This is a genomic window from Vogesella perlucida (assembly GCF_979366545.1).
On sequence record NZ_CEETRO010000002.1, the window covers coordinates 113,517 to 130,853 of the forward strand.

Consider the following 17,337-nt stretch of genomic DNA (forward strand, 5'->3'; position numbering starts at 1 on the left):
TGTTTTTGGTTGATATCGACGATAAATGGAAAACAGGACTTTTCAATGCAGTTGATAGTCGAGTCTGTTACTATGCGCCAGATATGGTTTTGAATATTTCGTACGTTGATTCTTTCATTGTTGCGTTAATTAAGCGCTTATTTTTTAAGAAAATAAATTTAGCCAAAAATACCTTTTTTTGTGGCGATATTGAAGTGAGGCCAGTTGTGATTAGGCGTGGCCTTTTTGCAGTCCTAGCTAGTAAGTTACCATTTTTATTGGGCTACATGCTAAGAAAAGAATCAGAAAAAATTCGAAGAGTCATTAATGTCGTCAATGTAAAAAATGAAACAGTTAATTTAGTTGCCCATTGGGGTGTAACTTCATGTATCTATGCATATTTTATGCGTACTCATCTAAGATGCTGCTTTAATTTTTATCACGGAAGCGATGTTCATACTGAGCCAAAAAAAAATAAGCAACTTAAACGTCTGACTCTACAAGCAATGCATGCAGCTACACTTAATTTCTTTGTGAGCCATGGTTTGTTAGCAGCAGCAAGAGATTTAGGTTATGCAAATACGAATTACGCAATTAGTTATAACGGTGTAAATAAAGACAAGTTTTTTAGAAATCGTGTGAAAAATGATTCACCTATCGTTGGTTATGCAGGTAATCTTTTTCATGTAAAGGGGGCTGATTTCTTGCCAAGAATTTTTATCGAAGTACAAAAACTAACACAAAATGTAAAGTTCAAGATAGCTGGAGATGGCAACTTAAGAAATAAACTAGAAGCTGAATTTAAGGATGAAGGTATTGAAGTTGAGATGCTAGGTAAGCTTTTACCAAGTGATATGCCAAATTTTTATGCTGGTATTGATATACTAGTTATCCCGAGTCGTAATGAGGCTCTATGTATCTCCGCAATTGAAGCGTTAATGTGTGGCTGTAATGTCATTGCTTCAAATGTGGGGGGGATTCCTGAAGTCGTAGAATCTGAATTTTTGATCAACTTTTCAGATAACTTCGAACAAGATTTTGCAAATAAAGTTTGCTATATTTTGAAAGAAAAGCCAGCTCAATATGTAAACCCCTGTTTTGATTCTTCTATATCATTGGCGGCTGAATATCAAACTTATCTTTTGCTAAGCTAAAATTTTCAGATTCTTGCTTTATTTAACCATTGATGGTGGCTTTCTTGTGATAACTCCATTTCCTTTGATTTCAGTGGTTATACCAACCACGGATAGAGTGGACGGTTTGAAACGGTGCGTTCAGTCTGTGCTAGAACAAAATTATCCAAATATTGAAATTGTGGTTGTTGGAAATAATTATAAAGATCATAATGCAGTGCCAGATTGTTTGAATACGTTTGATTGCAATAGATTGAAGTATCTTTATCTAGAAGATTGTAAAAATGCCAATGTGGCAAGGAATTTTGGTGCTACAAACGCCTCTGGCGAATTTATTGCATTTCTAGATTCAGATGATTTTTTTATGCCTTCTCATATCGAGAAAGCGTATACAATTTGGAGTCATAGTAAAAATCAAAAAGTTTGTGTCTATTCCAATTTTTTTGTAAATGAGCCGATTAAGGCCTGTGAAGCATATCAAGGTAGTTATTCGCAAGATTTGAGGCGTTCACTTTTTGTTAGCAAAGATTTAGATTTCCGTAGTTCGACAATCTTTGTCAGGAAAGAGTATTTTTTACAAGTCCAGTTTGATGAGCTGCAGTTTAAACACCAAGATTGGGCATTTGGCTTAACATATGAAGAAAAATTTGGCTTGTTGTATTCCGGGCAGCCGACTGTTGTAATTATTGAGTCCACTGGGAATAGAATGAGTTCAAATACAAAGCCGAAAGCAAGCATACGTTTTTTGCTCACGTATTTAAAAGAACCATATAGCTCAAAGTTTTTAGCGAGTCGATTAGTTGATGAAGTTAAGTTAGGTTCGTATGCAGGTATTTTAGAATATAAGAATACTGTCAACGCCAGCCTTGTGGCCGCGTTAAAGCACATGCCTTATCCTAGGCAAGTTGTCCTTCGGCTAGCTATATCTAGCAAATTTATCTTTTCGTTACTTAAGATTATTCTTTCACTATATGGTAAATTTAAATGATACCTAAGGTCATTCATTATTTCTGGCTGGGAGGTAATGCCCTTCCTCCGTTGGTTGAGCGTTGCATACAAACTTGGCATGAAAAACTACCTGACTATGAAATAAAGCGTTGGGATGAGAGCAATTCTGATTTGAGTAATAAGCTTGTCCAATATGCAATAAAAACAAAAAGATGGGCATTTGCTGTTGATTATTTAAGATTGAAAGTATTATATGAGCAAGGTGGCATTTACCTAGATACTGATATGGAAATGGTGTCTGCCTTTAAGGAAGATATGCTAGATGCGTCGGCATTTTTAGGCTATGAATGTGATAGATTTCTTAATGCCGCTGTAATGGGAGCGGCCCCGGGTAGTATGTACATTAAAGATTGCATAGCTGAGATGGAACGCTCATTTAGAAACGGTGGTTTTGAGACCATACCCAAAATATTGACGCGAGTCTACCAGGCCGCCAATTATGCAGATGTTGTCGTGTATTCTCCGGTTGTTTTTTACCCATTCAATCCATATGCAAAGGATTCAACTGTACACCAACTAATGTATTCCGATGTTAAAGAGAACACGATTGCAATTCATCATTGGCATAAGACGTGGAAGTTATCACTCTTGGCGAGGGTAAAGAAAAAAATCACTATGCTTGTTAGGGGTTCGAAATGAAGATCAGTGTTGGTGGTGTAGCGGTTGATGATTTCACTTTGCAGGGGTGGATTGATTATTTTTATTCGGACTTTGACGCTGGTTTCTCTTTTGGAAAACCCAAGTTTTTTACTTCACTTAATGGTAACTCACTCTCACAAGCAGGCCGAAATGAAAAATTGAAGAATATCATTAATACCGCTGATGGTGTGGATCCAGATGGCATGTCTATCGTTTTCGGTTCAAAGCTATTCGCAAAATCAGCCCTGCCTGAAAGAGTAGTGACAACCGATTTTGCATTGGGTGTTTTTTCTGCAGCTGCTGACCGTGAGTTGAGAGTATATTTATTAGGTGGGACAGAAAGGGAAAATACCAAAGCGCTAGGTGTTCTAAATGCAGATTATCCTGATGTAGAATTTCATGGTCGAAATGGTTATTTTAATCTCGAAGAAGAGCAAGATATTGTCGATGGCATTAATGCATTTAAGCCGCACCTGCTATTTGTCGGCTTAGGTGTGCCAAAGGAGCAATATTTTGTTGAAAGGAATATTGCTAGTCTACAAGCGGGTTGGATTAAAACCTGTGGTGGGATGTTTAAGGTAATTTGCGGTGAGGTGGATAGGCCTCCAATTTGGGTTAGAAAAATCGGTTTTGAATGGGCTTATCGCTGTATCCGAGAGCCAAGGCATGTACTATGGCGCTATATGACTACTAACCCTCATTCTATCTATCTGATGATAAAAAATAGCAGATTTTTAAAAGGTTAGTCTCTGTATGCGCGACCAAAAATTCAGCCTGTCTAATTTCATAACGCCAGAATTTTTCTTGGTGTTTTATATTCTTTTTGCATTTGTCGGGCTCTCGCCATTTTCTATTGGGGTTGATGAGGTAAATCCTGCAGAGGCTGATGCGAGTCTTTTTCGTAGATTTTTTTACATTGGTTTTTTTGCTTTTTCGGTTTATTTTTTTGTTAAATCTAAGTTTGAACTTTTGAGAGTCATCCGAATTTATTGGCCGTATTTGACATTTGGCACATTTATCCTGATGTCTACTTTATGGTCAGTTGAGCCTGATGTTACTTTCATTCGCGCTGCATTGTATATTGTCTCTGTATTTACACTTGTTTTCCTAGTTTACTTGATTGATATAAGTGATTTTTTTAGCAAATTAACTTTTATGTTTGCGGTGTTATTACTCTTTTCTTTTGTGTCTGTTTTTGTGTTGCCAACCGCTATACATTCTGTCGGAGAGCTTGCGGGTAACTGGCGAGGAATTTATAGTCACAAAAATGATGCCGGGCTTGCAATGGTCTTTTCAATCATTCTTTTTGTTTGTGCGTATCTTCAGACACATAAAAAGTATTGGCTGTATTTATCTTTTCTCGCGTTTGTTTTTTTATATTTTACTGGGTCAAAAACTTCAATCGGCTTTTTGTTTGCTGGGCTTTCTATCGGTTTTATCTATTCATTTTATAATTCTTCAGTTCATTTTCGAAGCAGTTACTATTTAGTGTTGGCGCTTTTCTTATTAATGTTATCTTTTTGGTATCTTTCTAACTCTTATCAGACTTTAGATCTAATTTACGGGGTGCTGGATGATCCTGATCGCTTCACTGGGCGTGCCCTGATTTGGGATTATTTGTTGAGTCTCATATTGGATAGGCCGCTGTTAGGTTATGGCTATGGTGCCGTTTGGGGGATGGGGGAAGACTCAAGGTTATATGATTATGCTTATGGTAGTGACTCTTGGGTTTTTAGGTTGACGCAGGGGCACAATAGCTACCTTGATTTGATATTGTCCGTAGGTCTTGTTGGTCTTTTTTTATTTTTGCTACTTTATGTGGTTAGGCACTTGGTGTTTATCGGTGCGAACGCTTACTTGGATAAGTATTTTTTATTTGTTTTTTATGGTGTGTGGTCATTCTTCTTCCTGCATGGGCTGATGGAATCAAACTTCCTATTGGTTGATAAAGGGCGTTGGGTCGTTTTTCATGTCTTAGTTTTTATAAACGCTCGAATGGTGCATGATGCCCAGTACAGGAGTTAAGCTTTTACCTGGTATTCAAGGGCAATTTTCTGCTTTATGTCTTTGAATAGTATTTCAAATTTACGATGTTCAACTGCTGTAATGACCTACTAATAAATCTGTACAGGCCATGATCCACATAGGAACTCGTCATGAGTATGATCATGAAAGACGACATCAGATTTTGGATCGTCAAGTACAATGCTGCGCTGTTTCTATAGATCATTCAAGGCAACAGCACGGTGGTCTAATCCTCCTGCGCCTTCGAACTGGTCTTCTTCGAGATCGAAGCCTGGCTCGATGAAACCAAGCAAGGCATAGAAAGCGCCCTTTGTGCCAAGCCGATAGACATTCGCGAGCAGTATGATAAACGGCCTAAAGTGCTGCAGGATGCCTACAGCGAAGCATGCTGGACATACACCCTAGAAAAGGCTGCAGTCTCTGCCGGGATTTGAAAGCTTAGCGCACGCCAAACGTGTGATTGCAGACTGGATAGGTTTCTACAACCACGACTCCCAGCAAGCTTTGGGGATGAAGACTCCGGCGATGACGCATCAACTAGCAGCCTGTACTGTGCAGAAAGGGCTGTTTCATTACATGGCTATATAAAGGTAAGTCTAAATTTGTGCGGCAGTTTGTGGTGTAGAGAGGTTTCATGTTTTTTTAAGATTTAATGTTTAACGACTATGGTGTGCTAAATGGTTTGGATCGATATCGCCAGAATTTTATCTTCATTCGCAGTTATTATTCTGCATGTTTCTGCTTCAGTTATTTTGTCGAATGATATTGGCTCTTATGCTTGGTGGAGCGGTAACTTCTTTGATTCTATGGTTCGGTGGTGTGTACCTGTTTTTGTAATGATCAGTGGTGCCCTGTTGCTTGACCCACAGAAGGAGGAGAGCTTCAGTATTTTTTATAGCAAGCGTATTCATAAAATATTGATACCCCTCATTTTTTGGACATTTTTTTTCTTATTTTGGGTATCATTAAAAAATTTTATTAAAAATGAGCCCATTGAATTAAGTATGCTTCTAAAAAGTGTCTACACAGGTAAGCCATACTATCACATGTGGTTTATGTATATGATAGTTGGAATTTATGCGTTCACTCCTTTTTTTAGAAAAATTGTCCGAGTGAGCTCCCAAGGTGAAATTATTGTATTGGTCGTAATGTGTCTTTTTCTCTCGATGCTAGAGTCCTTTGTTAAATTTTATAATCAAAGCACTAGTGGTAATTTTCTCAATTGGTTTCTTAGCTATGTTCCATATTTTTTCATAGGTTACTTGGTTCGTTATGGCCAGTTTCGTTTTAAATGCTTTAAATTGATTTGCGTTTTTTTATTGTCTTTCTTTGGTACGGTACTTGCGTATTACTTTGGATCATATATTTTTGGTACGGTTTATGGATCCTATTTTTATGATTATAACAGCCCAATGGTTGTTGTAATGTCGGTGGCAGTTATTTATATGTGTAGAGAAGAGGGCAATAAACTCGCTAAGTTCAGTTTTTTGCAGGCTATTTCTCCATTGACCCTAGGTGTGTATCTAGTCCATCCTGTTTTTATTGACATAGCAGCGCTGACTACAGGTTATGCTAAGTCAAATTTTTCTTATTTAGCGATACCAGTAGTTGCTTCTGCAGTGTTCTGCTTATCTATTCTTACTGCTTGGATTCTTCAGAATTTGCCCTACCTTCGTCGTGTAATATGAGTTGATAAAGATGTGCATGGTACAAGTCGGCTTGATATTAATCGGCTAATAATTTTCTGGAATTTTTAAATATTTGAATTTTTCGAAATCTTGCCATGGCCAACTTCTCGTTAGTTATTTTTTAATTCTGTAATAACCCACTAAAAACCTGCACAGGTCATAATCCACACAGGAGCATGTGATGAGTATGACCATGGAACGCTACATCGAACGCTGGACCGCCAAGCGCAAAGCCGCGCTGGTGATGGAGATCATTCAAGGCAAGAGCACGGTGGCCTAGGCCTCCCGCGCCTTCGACCTGAGGCCCTCCGAGATCGAAACCTGGTCGATGAGGCCAAGCGCGGCATGGAGAACGCCCTGCGTGCCAAACCGATGGATATCCGCGAGCAATACGAGAAACAGCTCAAAGAACTGCAGGAAGCCTACGGCGAAGCCATGCTGGAGCTGCGCGCTAGAAAAAAGCTGCAGTCTCTGCTGGGCGAGGACGACAAGTAGCCCACCTCGTCCGGCAGCGACTGGCAGACGACGGCATCCAGGTGCCCATCAGCAAGCTGTGCCGCTGGTTCGACGTACCGCGTCGCACGCTGTACTACCGCCCGCAAAAGGCCGCGCCCAAGCTGCAGCCGCAGCTGGTCGAGCCGATCAAGGCGATGATCGAAGAGAATCCTTCATTCGGCTACCGCACCGTGGCAGGCCTGCTGGGCATGAACAAAAACACCGTGCAGCGCATCTTTCAGCTCAAAGGCTGGCAGGTGAAGAAGCGTCCGGTCGGCTTCCGCCCGCGCGTGCAAGCCCTGCCATCGGTGGCTGCCGAGCCCAACCAACGCTGGGCCACCGACCTGTGCCGTATCTGGGCTGGTAAGGATGGCTGGTGCCACTTGGCATTGGTGATTGACTGCTGCACTCGCGAACTGCTGGGCTGGCATCTGTCACGCAATGGCAAGTCCAAAACGGCTGCATCGGCGCTGGAGCATGCGCTGATCAACCGCTTTGGCTGCCAGGGGCGGGTACCGCAACGCTTCCTGCTGCGCAGCGACAACGGTTTGGTATTTACCAGCCGCAGCTACACCGCGCTGGTGAAAAGCTACGGTTTACAGCAGGAGTTCATCACGCCGTACACGCCGGAGCAGAACGGTATGGTGGAGCGGGTGATCCGCACCTTGAAAGAGCAGTGTGCGCATCGACACCGCTTTGAAAGCCTGGCGCACGCCAGCCGGGTAATTGCAGACTGGATCGGGTTCTACAACCACCGGCGCCCGCACCAGGCTTTGGGGATGAAGACGCCGGCGATGGCGTATCAATTAGTAGCCTGACCTGTGCAGAAAGGGCTGGGTCATTACACTATTGCAAGTGAAAGGAATGTATGAAAATTTTTTTAGCGGAGGAGCAGGTGGCATGTCGGACTTTGGCATTCAATACGTTGGTTATGCCTGCCTCTTTCAACTTTGAAATGTTCATACTGCAGATCTGCCGCTATGGCCAGAAGCTTGCCCGCTATTGTTGGTTTACACCTGCCGTGGCAGTGCCGAACCCACAGGTACATCCGTTCAATAGGTTCTACTTCGTAGCGGTCAACTAATGGCGTGGCGTTTGGTGGTGTTGTTATTGCTGGCGTCGCTGGTGGCTCTGCTTTTTTGGTGCCAAAATTTGCTGCTGCTGCCCACGGTGCCCACCCCTTACGACAAGCTGGTGCACGCCAGCGTCTACGGCTTGGCGCTGGCGGTGGCGGGCTGGGCGTTGCGGCCCACCTTTTGGCGCTGCCTCGCGCTGGCGCTAATGGGTATGGTGGTAGGGGCAGGGCAGGAGTGGCACCAGTCGATATTGCCGGGCCGTGTGGCGTCGGTAGAAGACTGGCTGGCAGACTTGGCCGGCCTGCTGTGCGGGCTGCTGCTGTGCTGGGCTGGCTCGTGCTGGAGCCGCAGGCGGGCTGCCCGTCTGTAATAGCAAAGAGCTGCCAGCTGCTTGTTCTGCATGCATACCATTAAATAAAAAACCGCCCCGGTTTGCCATGCGCAACCCGGGGCGGTTTGTTTTATGTAGCTGGCAGGATGCTAGGGCTGCACTAGCTGGCGGGCGGTGGGGCCGGGTAGCTGTTTTAGCAGGTGCTGCAGCTGCTTTTGTGCCGGCTCGCTCTGCTGTGCGTATACCTGTCGCGCAAACGCCATGCTGGCGGGTGGCAGCTTGTCTTCAAACGGCAGGGTGGCCAGCAGCAGGCTGCGGCCTACACTGTAGTCGCTGGGGGCCTGGCGCAGGGCAGTGGCCAGGGCCTGCTGGTATACCGGGCCCTGGTCGCCGGTAAGGATGCGCAGCAGGGCGATATTGGCCCAGGCGCGGCCGTTTACCGGGCGCAGTGCCAGAGACTGGCGGTAGTAGTTTTCTGCCACGTCAGCCATATAGGCCTGAACGTCGGGTACCGCTGCAGCACGCATGGTTCGCAGGGTGTAGAGCGTGGCCAGGTTGTCCAGCACCTGGTGGTGCGGGGGCTGGCGTTGTTGCTGCGCCTGGTTCAGTGTCTGTTCAATCTGTATGGCTTCGGCCAGCAGTAGTGGGGTTTGCTGGTCTGCGGTGGCGCGATCCAGCATGGCGCGCGGTTGGGCTAGCATCAGGTCGTGCCAGGCTGTTTGCAGGGCACCGGGCAGTACCACGGCGGCGCAGCTTGCCATGGCCAGGGCCAGTGCGTAGGGTGCGGCGGCTTTCATGGTGTGTCTTCCAGGGTGGGTATGCTGGCGGGGGTGCTGTGGTACAGCAGGCCGGGGTGCTCGGTGGTGAGCATGTCGGCGTAGCCGCTATCAAAGCGGCGGCTTAGCCACTGGTGGGCCTGGGCCATATTGGGCTGCCGGGCTTTCAGGTTGTGGGTATCTGTAGCTACCAGGTACACCAGGTCTTCTTCCAGCAGCTGCTCGGCGGTGGCCTGGGCGCGGCTGCCAAAGCTGCCCAGCAGGGCACCGGTGGTCACCTGCAGCCAGCAGCCGGCGCGGTGCAGGCGGCTGGCCTGGCTGGGGTCGCTCATTACGGCTTTGTTGCGCTCGGGGTGGGCGATCAGGGGGCGTACCTTGTGCCGCATCAGCCAGGGTATCAGCTGCCACAGGCCGGCGGGTATCTGGTGGTCCGGCATTTCCAGCAGCAGGATATCGTAGCCGCCCACATGCCCCAGCATGGGGATGCGCCCTGCTTGTATCAGCTGCGGTAGCTCGTCGCACACGCGCACCTCTGCCCCCAGCTTTATCTCCAGCGCCAGGTTGGCCGCAGCCATGGCTTGGCGTAGCTGGTCCAGCGCGGGCTGCAGGTTGGCGTAGCCATTGTCCCAGCGGCCGGGGTAGATGTGGGGGGTGCAGATGGCCTGGCGTATGCCGTTGCTGGCGCTGGCTTTCACCAGCGCCAGCGCGGCGGCCAGGTCTGCCGGGCCGTCATCGACGCCCGGCAGCAGGTGGCAGTGTACGTCTATCACGCGGGGGCCTTACTTTTTGGCGGGGGCGCCATAGTTGCCGTAGTACTGGCCGTAGGTGCCGTAGTCGCCATAGCGTTCGGCCTGTTTCAGGTCTACGCCGTTCAGCACAATACCCAGCAGGTGGCCACCGGCGCGCTGCAGGCGGCGGGTACCTTTTACCACCAGCGGCGCAGCGGTTTCACCGGCGCGTACTACGTAGATCAGGCCGGTGGCTTTCGGGGCCAGGGCTACCGCGTCGCTGACCATTTCGCATGGTGCGCTGTCGATAATGATCATTTCGTACTGTTGCTGCAGCGTGGCCAGCAGCTCGTCAAAACGGCGCGACAGCAGCAGGTCCAGCGGGTTGGGCGGCAGGGTACCGGCGCTGATCAGGTCTACCTGGCTGTTTGGCAGCTGTTGCAGCACGTCGGCCAGCTGTTTGGTACCGGCTATCAGGTCGGACAGGCCGGCGGCGTGCGGGTCCAGCCCCAGCGACGCGGCTACCGACGGGCGGCGCATGTCGGCGTCTATCAGCAGGGTGCGCTTGTTTTGCGATAGCGACAGCGCCAGGTTGCAAGACGTGGTGGTCTTGCCTTCGCCCGCCACGCTGGACGTTACCAGCAGTACGCGGCGTTCCTGATCGATATCCGACAGCAGCACGCCGGTTTTGGCGGTGCGCACGGCCTCGGCAAACGGGGTGTGCGGGTCTTGCTGGCTAAGCAGGGCAGCTTGCTGGCGCTGTTTTTTGTCCAGCAGGGGCAGGGTAGACAGCAGCGGCTGTTTGACCTTGCTTTCCACGTCGGCCGGCAGCTTCAGCGTGTTGTCCAGGCGTGCGCGCAGCAGGGCGGTGGCGGCACCCAGCAGCAGGGCCAGCACAAAGGCCATCAGGGTCACCTGTGCTTTTTTCGGCGCTACCGGTTTTTCGGGTACTTCGGCCATGTCCACAATGCGGCCTACGCTGCTCTGCAGGTCTTGCGAGGCGGCGGTTTCCTTGGCGCGGGTTACAAACATGTCGTACAGCTGGCGGTTGGATGCTACTTCGCGTTCCAGCACGGCTAGCTCGAAGTTTTTGCGGTTGTCGGTTTGCGCGCCGCCACGTGCCTGGCCCAGGGTGGCTTCCAGGCTGCGCTCGGTGGCGCGGGCTACTTCGTACTCGTTGGTGACGCTGGCCACAATGCTGTTGATCTGGCGCTTGGCGCTGTCCCGTGCCGACTGCAGCTCGGCTTCTGCCTGCACCATGCGCGGGTGTTCCGGGCCATAGCGCTGCGACATTTCGGCGTGTTTGCGTTCGGCGTCCGCCAGTTGTTTCTTGGCCTCGGCTACCAGCGGGTTGCGAACTACGGCAGGCAGCGAGCCCAAGTCTTGCACTTTGCCGCCACGTATCTGGTTGTAGGCGTTTTCGGCTTCGGCACGGCGCATGCGGGCTTCTACCAGGCGCTGGGTTACTTCTTCAATCAGCTTGCCGGTACCAAACTGGTTGCTGGCGTCTACGGTAATCACACCGGCGCGTTCGCGGTAGCTTTGAAGCTTGCGCTCGGAGGTTTCCAGGGCTTCGCGCAGGCTCTTGGTGCGGTTTTGCAGCCAGTCGCTGGCTTGCTGGGTCATCTTGAAGCGCGCTTCGCGGTCGTTCTCTATGTAGGCTTCGCCCACGGCGTTGGCAAAGTCGGCGGCCACTTTGGCATCGGTAGAATCAAACGACACGTTGACCAGCTGGCTCAGGCGCACCAGCTCGATATTCAGGTCTTTACCCAGGGCGATTTGCTGGTATACGGCAGCAGCCAGCAGGTCTTCGTTCCACTGTGGTTGGGGCTTGCGTTCCATGCCCAGCATGTCCAGCACCGGTTGGTGTACTGGCGGTTTTTGCAGTCGCGGGTTGTAGTCCGGGTGTTCCCACAGCTTCAGCTTCTTGATGGCGCGCAGGGCTACCTCGCGCGATTTCATGATTTCAGCCTGGGTCTGGAAGTATTCGCGGTTGCTGCCTACGCCGCCGTATACCTCGTCGATAGACAGTACTTTGGCTTTGTTGGCTTCAATCAGTACTTCGGCGGTGGCGCGGTAGGTTGGCCGCATGGCCTGGGTGGTGACCAGTGCTACGGCACCTACGGCTACGCCCAGCGCCAGAATGCCCCACTTTTTGGCGTTTACGATGCGCCAGTATTCCAGCAGGGGGGAGGTGTGCTGCTGCTCGTTGTCCTGCAGCAGCAGCGCAGGTTTGGCAGCCTGGGCTTGGGGTTTGGTTTCTTCACCAAAAAGCGACATTCGGTCTCTCCGCGCGGCTTAGCGCACTATCAGCATTTCGATCAGAAAAAGCTTTGTTCCACAATAACCGTATCGCCCGGGTAGATGGGCGTGTTCATATCGGCCTTGATTGCGTCCTGGTTTTTGTCGTTGGCACGAATCACATAAACCTTGTCTACCGACGCGCGTATCTTCAGCCCGCCCGCAATGGAGGCGGCTTTGCGCACGGTTAGCGCTGGCTGGTACGGGTAGCTACCCGGTTTTTCTACCAGGCCGTTTACGTAAAACGGGCGGTATTCGTCCATCTGCACCGACACCTGCGGGTTTTTCAGGTAGCGGCCGCGCAGGCCGTCGGTAATGATTTTTTCCAGCTCGCCTACGGTCAGGCCCAGCAGGCGTATTTCACCCAGCACCGGGTACGACAGCGTGCCGGCGTCGGTCAGGCGGATTTTTTCCAGTGTCAGCTCTGGCTCGCCCAGCACGCGGATGGTCAGCATGTCACCCGCGCCCAGCTGGTAGGTGGAAAACAGGCTGGCAGAGTCGACAGGCACTTGCAGGGTGGTCTGGGCACTGGCTGCCAAAGGCTGCATGCCTGCTACAGCGAGCAGGCATGCAGACAGCCAGCATTTCAGCGTAGAGCTACGTTGAAAAGCATTCAGGGCCATGAATTACAGTCCAATCTGGGTATTGAGCATGATCACGTTGCGTTTATAGGTGCTTGCGCGCACGGTGGATTCGTTTTCGGCGGTTTTCCACTCCAGCGACATCTTCATCCAGCGGCGCACGTCGTAGCCCACGCCTACGCTGTATAGCTTGATCTTGTCTAGACGGTTGCCATTAACGTAGTCGTTATGAATATCCGAGTAAGCCAAGCTGGCAGAGAACAGATCAGTCAGCTTGTGGGTCCAGCTAATGGCGTACTTGCGGTTTTTGATGTAGTCACCGGTGCCGGTGGAATCGTCGGTGGCACGGCGGGTGTTGAGCTCAACGGTCGAGTACTCTACCGGCATCCATTTGGCGCTGCCTTCCCAAGTGAAACCATTGAAATCTTTACGGGTATTGGACGCAAAGTCTTTCTTCAGGTTGCCGGCCTTGAATGTGCCCTGAGTAGCAGCAGAGATATCCCAAGTATAGCCCAGCAGCAGGCGCTGTTCGGTGCTGTCCTGCTCGGGCGTGGCCAGCTTGTAATCGAAATCAGTGTAGCGGGCTTCTACCAATACTTGGCTATTGGGTGCTACACGATAGAAGAAGCGGCCGGCCAATTCAAACGCGTCCAGGTCGCCGTCCAGGGTGGTGCTGCGGTTGTTTGTGTAGCGTTTGTTGTTGTACTTCGCTTCGGCTTCTACACGGCCTGGCGCTTCATTAGCGCCGTAGCCCGCAAGGTAATTGGCGTAGGTGTTGCGGAACTTATCGGGGCTGTCCGATTCTGGGCGGTCTGTCAGTTCGCGCGCGTCAGAAGCCAGCATAACGCCTGCACGGAACAGGGTATTGAGGCGGGGGTCGTACTGGATGGCTACTTGGCCCTGCACTTCGTGGGTATCGTTGTTATCTTTGCTGCTGCTGGCATAGCGGGTATAAGAGCCGCGGTAGCCCAAGCTATAGGTATCGCCAGCAGCGTTCAGCTGTTCCAATAACAAGCTGGGGCTAAGGTTGAACACGCTAGACGACTTGGTGTTCGTGTTGACTGCGTTAACGTTGTCATCGTGGCCAAAAGTGATGCCCACAGTGGGGTACAGGTAGAAACTACCTACGCGCATGGCGCCATCCGGGTCGGCTTGCTCCTTCGGCTTGTAGGTGTCAAACCCTTTATAGATATCTTGCTGCTGCGGAATGGCGGCATTCTGGGAGGTTTGTGCCACGGCATAGCCACTTAGCAGCGCCAGGGCCAGCGCCAGGGGGGTCAGTTTGTACATGGTGGGGCTCCACATTATTCGATAAAAATTCAGATTTTAAAGCTGCCGGGCTGGCCGCTCGATGAAGCCGGCACTCCAACCCAAGCCTAAAATGCAGGTAAACAGCATGGCATTGGTGGGTACCTGCAGGTTGAAATCCACCAGGCTGTGCAATAGCGCAGCGCAACATGCCATGATCGTAGAGAAAGCCAGGCCTTTGGCCAGCGCCGATTTTCTATGTCTCAGTACCCCAATTGTACGTGCTATGACACACAGGACAAGAGCCGCGAACAGGGAAATACCGATAAATCCATGGTCTGTAAGCAATTCTACATAATCATTGTGGGCATGATCGTAGTAATAGTTTACAGTGGTAGGTTTGTATGTCGGGAATATTGTATAGAATGTACCAGCGCCTGTGCCGGTTAGTGGATAGTCTTTGATAATGTTTACTGCATAATCGGCTGGCAGCAGGCGCGCCTCTACCGATTCGTCGCGTGGCCATTCTGGGCTGTTTTCCTGGCCGCGTATCATGGCGCTCAGCGTGGCGCTGTTCTTGCTCAGCGCGGTATTGCCTATGCGCTCGGCTACCTTGTCCAGCCCCACCCAGCTGCCCAGCACCACGATATCGATAATCACCACGCTGGCTACCAGCCACAGCAGGTTTTTATTGCGTGGTTTTACCAAGGCCAGGTACACGGCCATGCTGGCCAGCAGGGCGGTAAAGAAGGCGGCATTGCCCATGCGTGATTTGGTCAGTACCAGCGCAATCACAATCACGATCAGCCCCAGGCGCAGCAGCATCTTGCGGCTTTCCACAAACGCCAGCAGCTTGTTCAGCTGCTGTTTCCAGCCGCCGCTTTGCTGTGCGGCAGGCTCGGCCATGATCAGCCCCAGCCCCAGGCACAGCGCCATCACTAGGTAAAAGGCGTAGTGGTTGTGGTAGGTGAAGGTGCCCAGTGTGCGCACATGGTGCAGGGCAAAGTAGAACAGGGTGTAGTCGGCATTAACCGAATACAGGTAGATGCCGACTACGGCCTGAAAGATGCCCGCCAGTACCAGTACCAGCAGTAGCTGCTTTATCAGCCGGGCAGACTGCAGGGCAAAGTACTGGATAAACACAAAAGCCGATGCATAGCACAGGGTAAGCGTGGCATACAGCTGGGTGTTGAAACGGTCTAGCGACAGGCTGCCCTGGCCCTGCCATAGGTTTGCCAGGCCCGGTGACACGGTGGCCAGCCAGCTTGCTGGCAAGGTAAGAGTCTGTATCGTTTGCAGTAGGGCAATACCTGCCAGGCAGGCCAGGGGAAATTTGCTTTGCCTGATAGCCTGGCCCAGCTGGTGCCGGCTACCATCGCTGGCTAGCAGTAGGCCCCACACGGCCAGCAGGCCGGGGGCGATAATCAGCAGCACCCACGAGCGGTTGCCGCCCAGCGGCAGCGGCATCAGTACCAGGGTCAGGCAAAACAGCCACCAGGCCAGCTTGGGCAGGTGCGGTGTCCGCAGCATGCAGTGTCTCCATTAGCGGGTAGCAGCAATAAAAAACCGAACTTGCGTTCGGTTTTTTATTCGCGGGGAAGCAAAGGCTTAGTTGCGGCTTACGCTACCACCACCGCCGCCGCCCAATGACGGGCTGCTGGAGAAGGACAGCGCGCTACCGGCACCGTTACCAAAGCCACCAGTTTGGCCGCTTGTGCCGGTGTTGCCGGCTGCTGTAGGAACCTGATCTGCAAGTGCAACAGCACTAGAAACTTTTGCCTCACTGATTGCTGCATCAATAGCATCTGTCGAGATTCCAGCAAGTTCCATTGCCGATTTCAATTCACCCTCAGGCAGCATGGAGATGAACGTTTTAGCTATCTCATCTGCGGAAGCATTTGCGTTTGCTGCTGCAACAACCAAAGCAGAAGCTGACATTTTCGATTTGACAGCCTGCTTAACAATCTCAGCAATAGGCTTCTTGTCTTTCACTGCAGATGCTAGGCTTTTTTGGACCTGCGTTGCAGAGGTCTCCCCGGAAGTAGATGTAGCGGCATAAGAAACAGACGCCACCAAGGCTGCAGCAAGAATGAATTTCTTGGTCATGGTTGATTCTCCTGCTCACTAGAGCATGAACTTATCGATATGTTTGCATGATACGGGGGCAAAACCGACTTGGCAAGGCAAGATGGCAATAAATTTTGCGCCCCCGCACCGGCTAAAAGCTTGTTTACATTAATAATTTTTATATTAAATTATCACTGCAAAATGACGGGGTGTTTTATTAAGCAGTTGTGTGTTAATGCTTTGTCATGGTGCCTGCTCAGCCCTGCCAGGCGTGCGCCAAGCGCGAGCCGGCGGGCCTGCCCAGGGCGCTGGCGATGAATTTCGACGCCGCCACCAGCTTATCCATATCCACCCCGGTGTGGTAACCCAGGCCGTGTAGCAAATACACCACGTCTTCGGTAGCCACATTGCCGGACGCCCCTTTGGCGTATGGGCAGCCGCCCAGGCCGGACACCGAGCTGTCAAAGGTATGCACGCCGGCTTGCAGTGCGGTATGGATATTGGCAATGGCCATGCCGTAGGTGTCGTGGAAGTGCCCGGCCAGCTTTTCTACCGGTACCCGCTCGCTTACTGCATCCAGCATGGCGGTAACCTTGTCCGGCGTACCCACGCCAATGGTGTCGCCCAGCGATATCTCGTAACAGCCCATGTTGTACAGTGCGCTGGCCACCTCGGCCACCTTGCGCGGCGCGATGGCGCCTTCGTACGGGCAGCCCACCACGCACGACACGTAGCCGCGTACGCGAACGTTGGCCGCGGTGGCGCGCTTCATTACCGATTCAAAGCGCTGCAGGCTTTCGGCTATGCTGGCGTTGATGTTTTTCTGGCTAAAGGCCTCGCTAGCCGCGCCAAACACGGCAATCTCGCGCACGCCGGCTGCCAGCGCCGCGTCCAGGCCCTTGTCGTTGGGCACCAGCACGGGGTAGTTCACCGTGCCATCCAGCTGCAGCGCTTGCAGCACCTCGGCGCTGTCCGCCATCTGCGGCACCCACTTGGGCGATACAAATGCCCCGGCTTCGATGTTCAGCAGCCCGCTGGCGGCCAACCTTTGAATCAGCTCGACCTTTACCGCCAGCGTGACGGTCTGCTTTTCGTTTTGCAGCCCGTCACGCGGGCCGACTTCCACAATCTTCACGTGTGTCATGTTTTGATCCTTTGTGGCTGCAGCTCGTGCCTTAGGGGTATGTGTCAGTAGCAAAGAAAAAACCTGTTTATCGCCACGGAAGTACACGGAAAGCACGGAAGACAACCGTTGCGACGCC

Annotated in this window: 17 protein-coding genes; 9 read left to right on the forward strand and 8 right to left on the reverse strand. The window is 50.9% G+C overall.

What is annotated here, in order from left to right; all coding sequences use genetic code 11:
• Positions 1-5 precede the first annotated feature (5 nt).
• From ACZ9XP_RS03125 to ACZ9XP_RS03165, 9 genes are all read left to right on the forward strand, one after another.
• The gene (locus ACZ9XP_RS03125; protein ID WP_465187970.1) at positions 6-1,133 is read left to right on the forward strand and encodes a glycosyltransferase; all 1,128 of its coding nucleotides are present in this window, start codon (positions 6-8) and stop codon (positions 1,131-1,133) included.
• 13 nt (positions 1,134-1,146) lie between these two features.
• The gene (locus ACZ9XP_RS03130; protein WP_465187971.1) at positions 1,147-2,100 is read left to right on the forward strand and encodes a glycosyltransferase family 2 protein; all 954 of its coding nucleotides are present in this window, start codon (positions 1,147-1,149) and stop codon (positions 2,098-2,100) included.
• Complete coding sequence (locus ACZ9XP_RS03135) at positions 2,097-2,759, forward strand: glycosyltransferase family 32 protein (protein ID WP_465187972.1); 663 nt, start codon at positions 2,097-2,099, stop codon at positions 2,757-2,759. The genes ACZ9XP_RS03130 and ACZ9XP_RS03135 overlap by 4 nt, the downstream gene beginning before the upstream one ends.
• Entirely contained in the window at positions 2,756-3,505 is a 750-nt protein-coding gene (locus ACZ9XP_RS03140) for a WecB/TagA/CpsF family glycosyltransferase (RefSeq protein WP_465187973.1), read from the forward strand. The genes ACZ9XP_RS03135 and ACZ9XP_RS03140 overlap by 4 nt, the downstream gene beginning before the upstream one ends.
• Positions 3,506-3,512: 7 nt before the next feature.
• Positions 3,513-4,784, forward strand: a complete 1,272-nt coding sequence (locus ACZ9XP_RS03145; protein WP_465187974.1) for an O-antigen ligase family protein — start codon at positions 3,513-3,515, stop codon at positions 4,782-4,784.
• 677 nt (positions 4,785-5,461) lie between these two features.
• A complete protein-coding gene (locus tag ACZ9XP_RS03150; RefSeq protein ID WP_465187975.1) occupies positions 5,462-6,472 on the forward strand; it encodes an acyltransferase in 1,011 nt (336 codons plus the stop codon).
• A gap of 345 nt (positions 6,473-6,817) precedes the next feature.
• Entirely contained in the window at positions 6,818-6,967 is a 150-nt protein-coding gene (locus ACZ9XP_RS03155; RefSeq protein WP_272751248.1) for a hypothetical protein, read from the forward strand.
• Positions 6,968-6,987: 20 nt separating this feature from the next.
• A complete protein-coding gene (locus tag ACZ9XP_RS03160; RefSeq protein WP_465188082.1) occupies positions 6,988-7,785 on the forward strand; it encodes an IS3 family transposase in 798 nt (265 codons plus the stop codon).
• Positions 7,786-8,119: 334 nt separating this feature from the next.
• Positions 8,120-8,413: a VanZ family protein gene (locus ACZ9XP_RS03165; protein ID WP_465187976.1), complete on the forward strand. Its 294-nt coding sequence runs from the start codon at positions 8,120-8,122 to the stop codon at positions 8,411-8,413.
• Between the two features lie 110 nt (positions 8,414-8,523).
• Here the strand turns inward: ACZ9XP_RS03165 and ACZ9XP_RS03170 are convergent, their stop codons facing one another.
• The 8 genes from ACZ9XP_RS03170 to ACZ9XP_RS03205 form a co-directional block, all read right to left on the reverse strand.
• Positions 8,524-9,171, reverse strand: a complete 648-nt coding sequence (locus ACZ9XP_RS03170) for a hypothetical protein (protein WP_465187977.1) — start codon at positions 9,169-9,171, stop codon at positions 8,524-8,526.
• Entirely contained in the window at positions 9,168-9,920 is a 753-nt protein-coding gene (locus ACZ9XP_RS03175; protein ID WP_465187978.1) for a tyrosine-protein phosphatase, read from the reverse strand. The genes ACZ9XP_RS03170 and ACZ9XP_RS03175 overlap by 4 nt, the downstream gene beginning before the upstream one ends.
• Before the next feature lie 9 nt (positions 9,921-9,929).
• Positions 9,930-12,158, reverse strand: coding sequence for a GumC family protein (locus tag ACZ9XP_RS03180; protein ID WP_465187979.1), 2,229 nt, complete (start codon positions 12,156-12,158; stop codon positions 9,930-9,932).
• A 41-nt stretch (positions 12,159-12,199) separates the two neighbouring features.
• Complete coding sequence (locus tag ACZ9XP_RS03185; RefSeq protein WP_465187980.1) at positions 12,200-12,727, reverse strand: polysaccharide biosynthesis/export family protein; 528 nt, start codon at positions 12,725-12,727, stop codon at positions 12,200-12,202.
• A 78-nt stretch (positions 12,728-12,805) separates the two neighbouring features.
• Complete coding sequence (locus tag ACZ9XP_RS03190; RefSeq protein ID WP_465187981.1) at positions 12,806-14,050, reverse strand: outer membrane beta-barrel protein; 1,245 nt, start codon at positions 14,048-14,050, stop codon at positions 12,806-12,808.
• A 36-nt stretch (positions 14,051-14,086) separates the two neighbouring features.
• Positions 14,087-15,538 (reverse strand): O-antigen ligase family protein, encoded by a 1,452-nt coding sequence (locus ACZ9XP_RS03195; RefSeq protein ID WP_465187982.1) that lies wholly within the window; start codon positions 15,536-15,538, stop codon positions 14,087-14,089.
• A gap of 78 nt (positions 15,539-15,616) precedes the next feature.
• Complete coding sequence (locus tag ACZ9XP_RS03200) at positions 15,617-16,114, reverse strand: hypothetical protein (protein WP_465187983.1); 498 nt, start codon at positions 16,112-16,114, stop codon at positions 15,617-15,619.
• 217 nt (positions 16,115-16,331) lie between these two features.
• Positions 16,332-17,219: a hydroxymethylglutaryl-CoA lyase gene (locus tag ACZ9XP_RS03205; RefSeq protein WP_465187984.1), complete on the reverse strand. Its 888-nt coding sequence runs from the start codon at positions 17,217-17,219 to the stop codon at positions 16,332-16,334.
• Between the last annotated feature and the right edge of the window lie 118 nt (positions 17,220-17,337).

What these genes read in the sequence shown, in the direction of transcription:
- ACZ9XP_RS03170 (WP_465187977.1), bottom strand. Translation starts at nt 9,171, where the DNA reads ATGAAAGCCGCCGCACCCTACGCACTGGCCCTGGCCATGGCAAGCTGC.
- ACZ9XP_RS03150 (WP_465187975.1), top strand. Translation starts at nt 5,462, where the DNA reads ATGGTTTGGATCGATATCGCCAGAATTTTATCTTCATTCGCAGTTATT.
- ACZ9XP_RS03155 (WP_272751248.1), top strand. Translation starts at nt 6,818, where the DNA reads ATGGAGAACGCCCTGCGTGCCAAACCGATGGATATCCGCGAGCAATAC.
- ACZ9XP_RS03135 (WP_465187972.1), top strand. Translation starts at nt 2,097, where the DNA reads ATGATACCTAAGGTCATTCATTATTTCTGGCTGGGAGGTAATGCCCTT.
- ACZ9XP_RS03190 (WP_465187981.1), bottom strand. Translation starts at nt 14,050, where the DNA reads ATGTACAAACTGACCCCCCTGGCGCTGGCCCTGGCGCTGCTAAGTGGC.
- ACZ9XP_RS03195 (WP_465187982.1), bottom strand. Translation starts at nt 15,538, where the DNA reads ATGCTGCGGACACCGCACCTGCCCAAGCTGGCCTGGTGGCTGTTTTGC.
- ACZ9XP_RS03145 (WP_465187974.1), top strand. Translation starts at nt 3,513, where the DNA reads ATGCGCGACCAAAAATTCAGCCTGTCTAATTTCATAACGCCAGAATTT.
- ACZ9XP_RS03200 (WP_465187983.1), bottom strand. Translation starts at nt 16,114, where the DNA reads ATGACCAAGAAATTCATTCTTGCTGCAGCCTTGGTGGCGTCTGTTTCT.
- ACZ9XP_RS03180 (WP_465187979.1), bottom strand. Translation starts at nt 12,158, where the DNA reads ATGTCGCTTTTTGGTGAAGAAACCAAACCCCAAGCCCAGGCTGCCAAA.
- ACZ9XP_RS03185 (WP_465187980.1), bottom strand. Translation starts at nt 12,727, where the DNA reads ATGCAGCCTTTGGCAGCCAGTGCCCAGACCACCCTGCAAGTGCCTGTC.
- ACZ9XP_RS03140 (WP_465187973.1), top strand. Translation starts at nt 2,756, where the DNA reads ATGAAGATCAGTGTTGGTGGTGTAGCGGTTGATGATTTCACTTTGCAG.
- ACZ9XP_RS03205 (WP_465187984.1), bottom strand. Translation starts at nt 17,219, where the DNA reads ATGACACACGTGAAGATTGTGGAAGTCGGCCCGCGTGACGGGCTGCAA.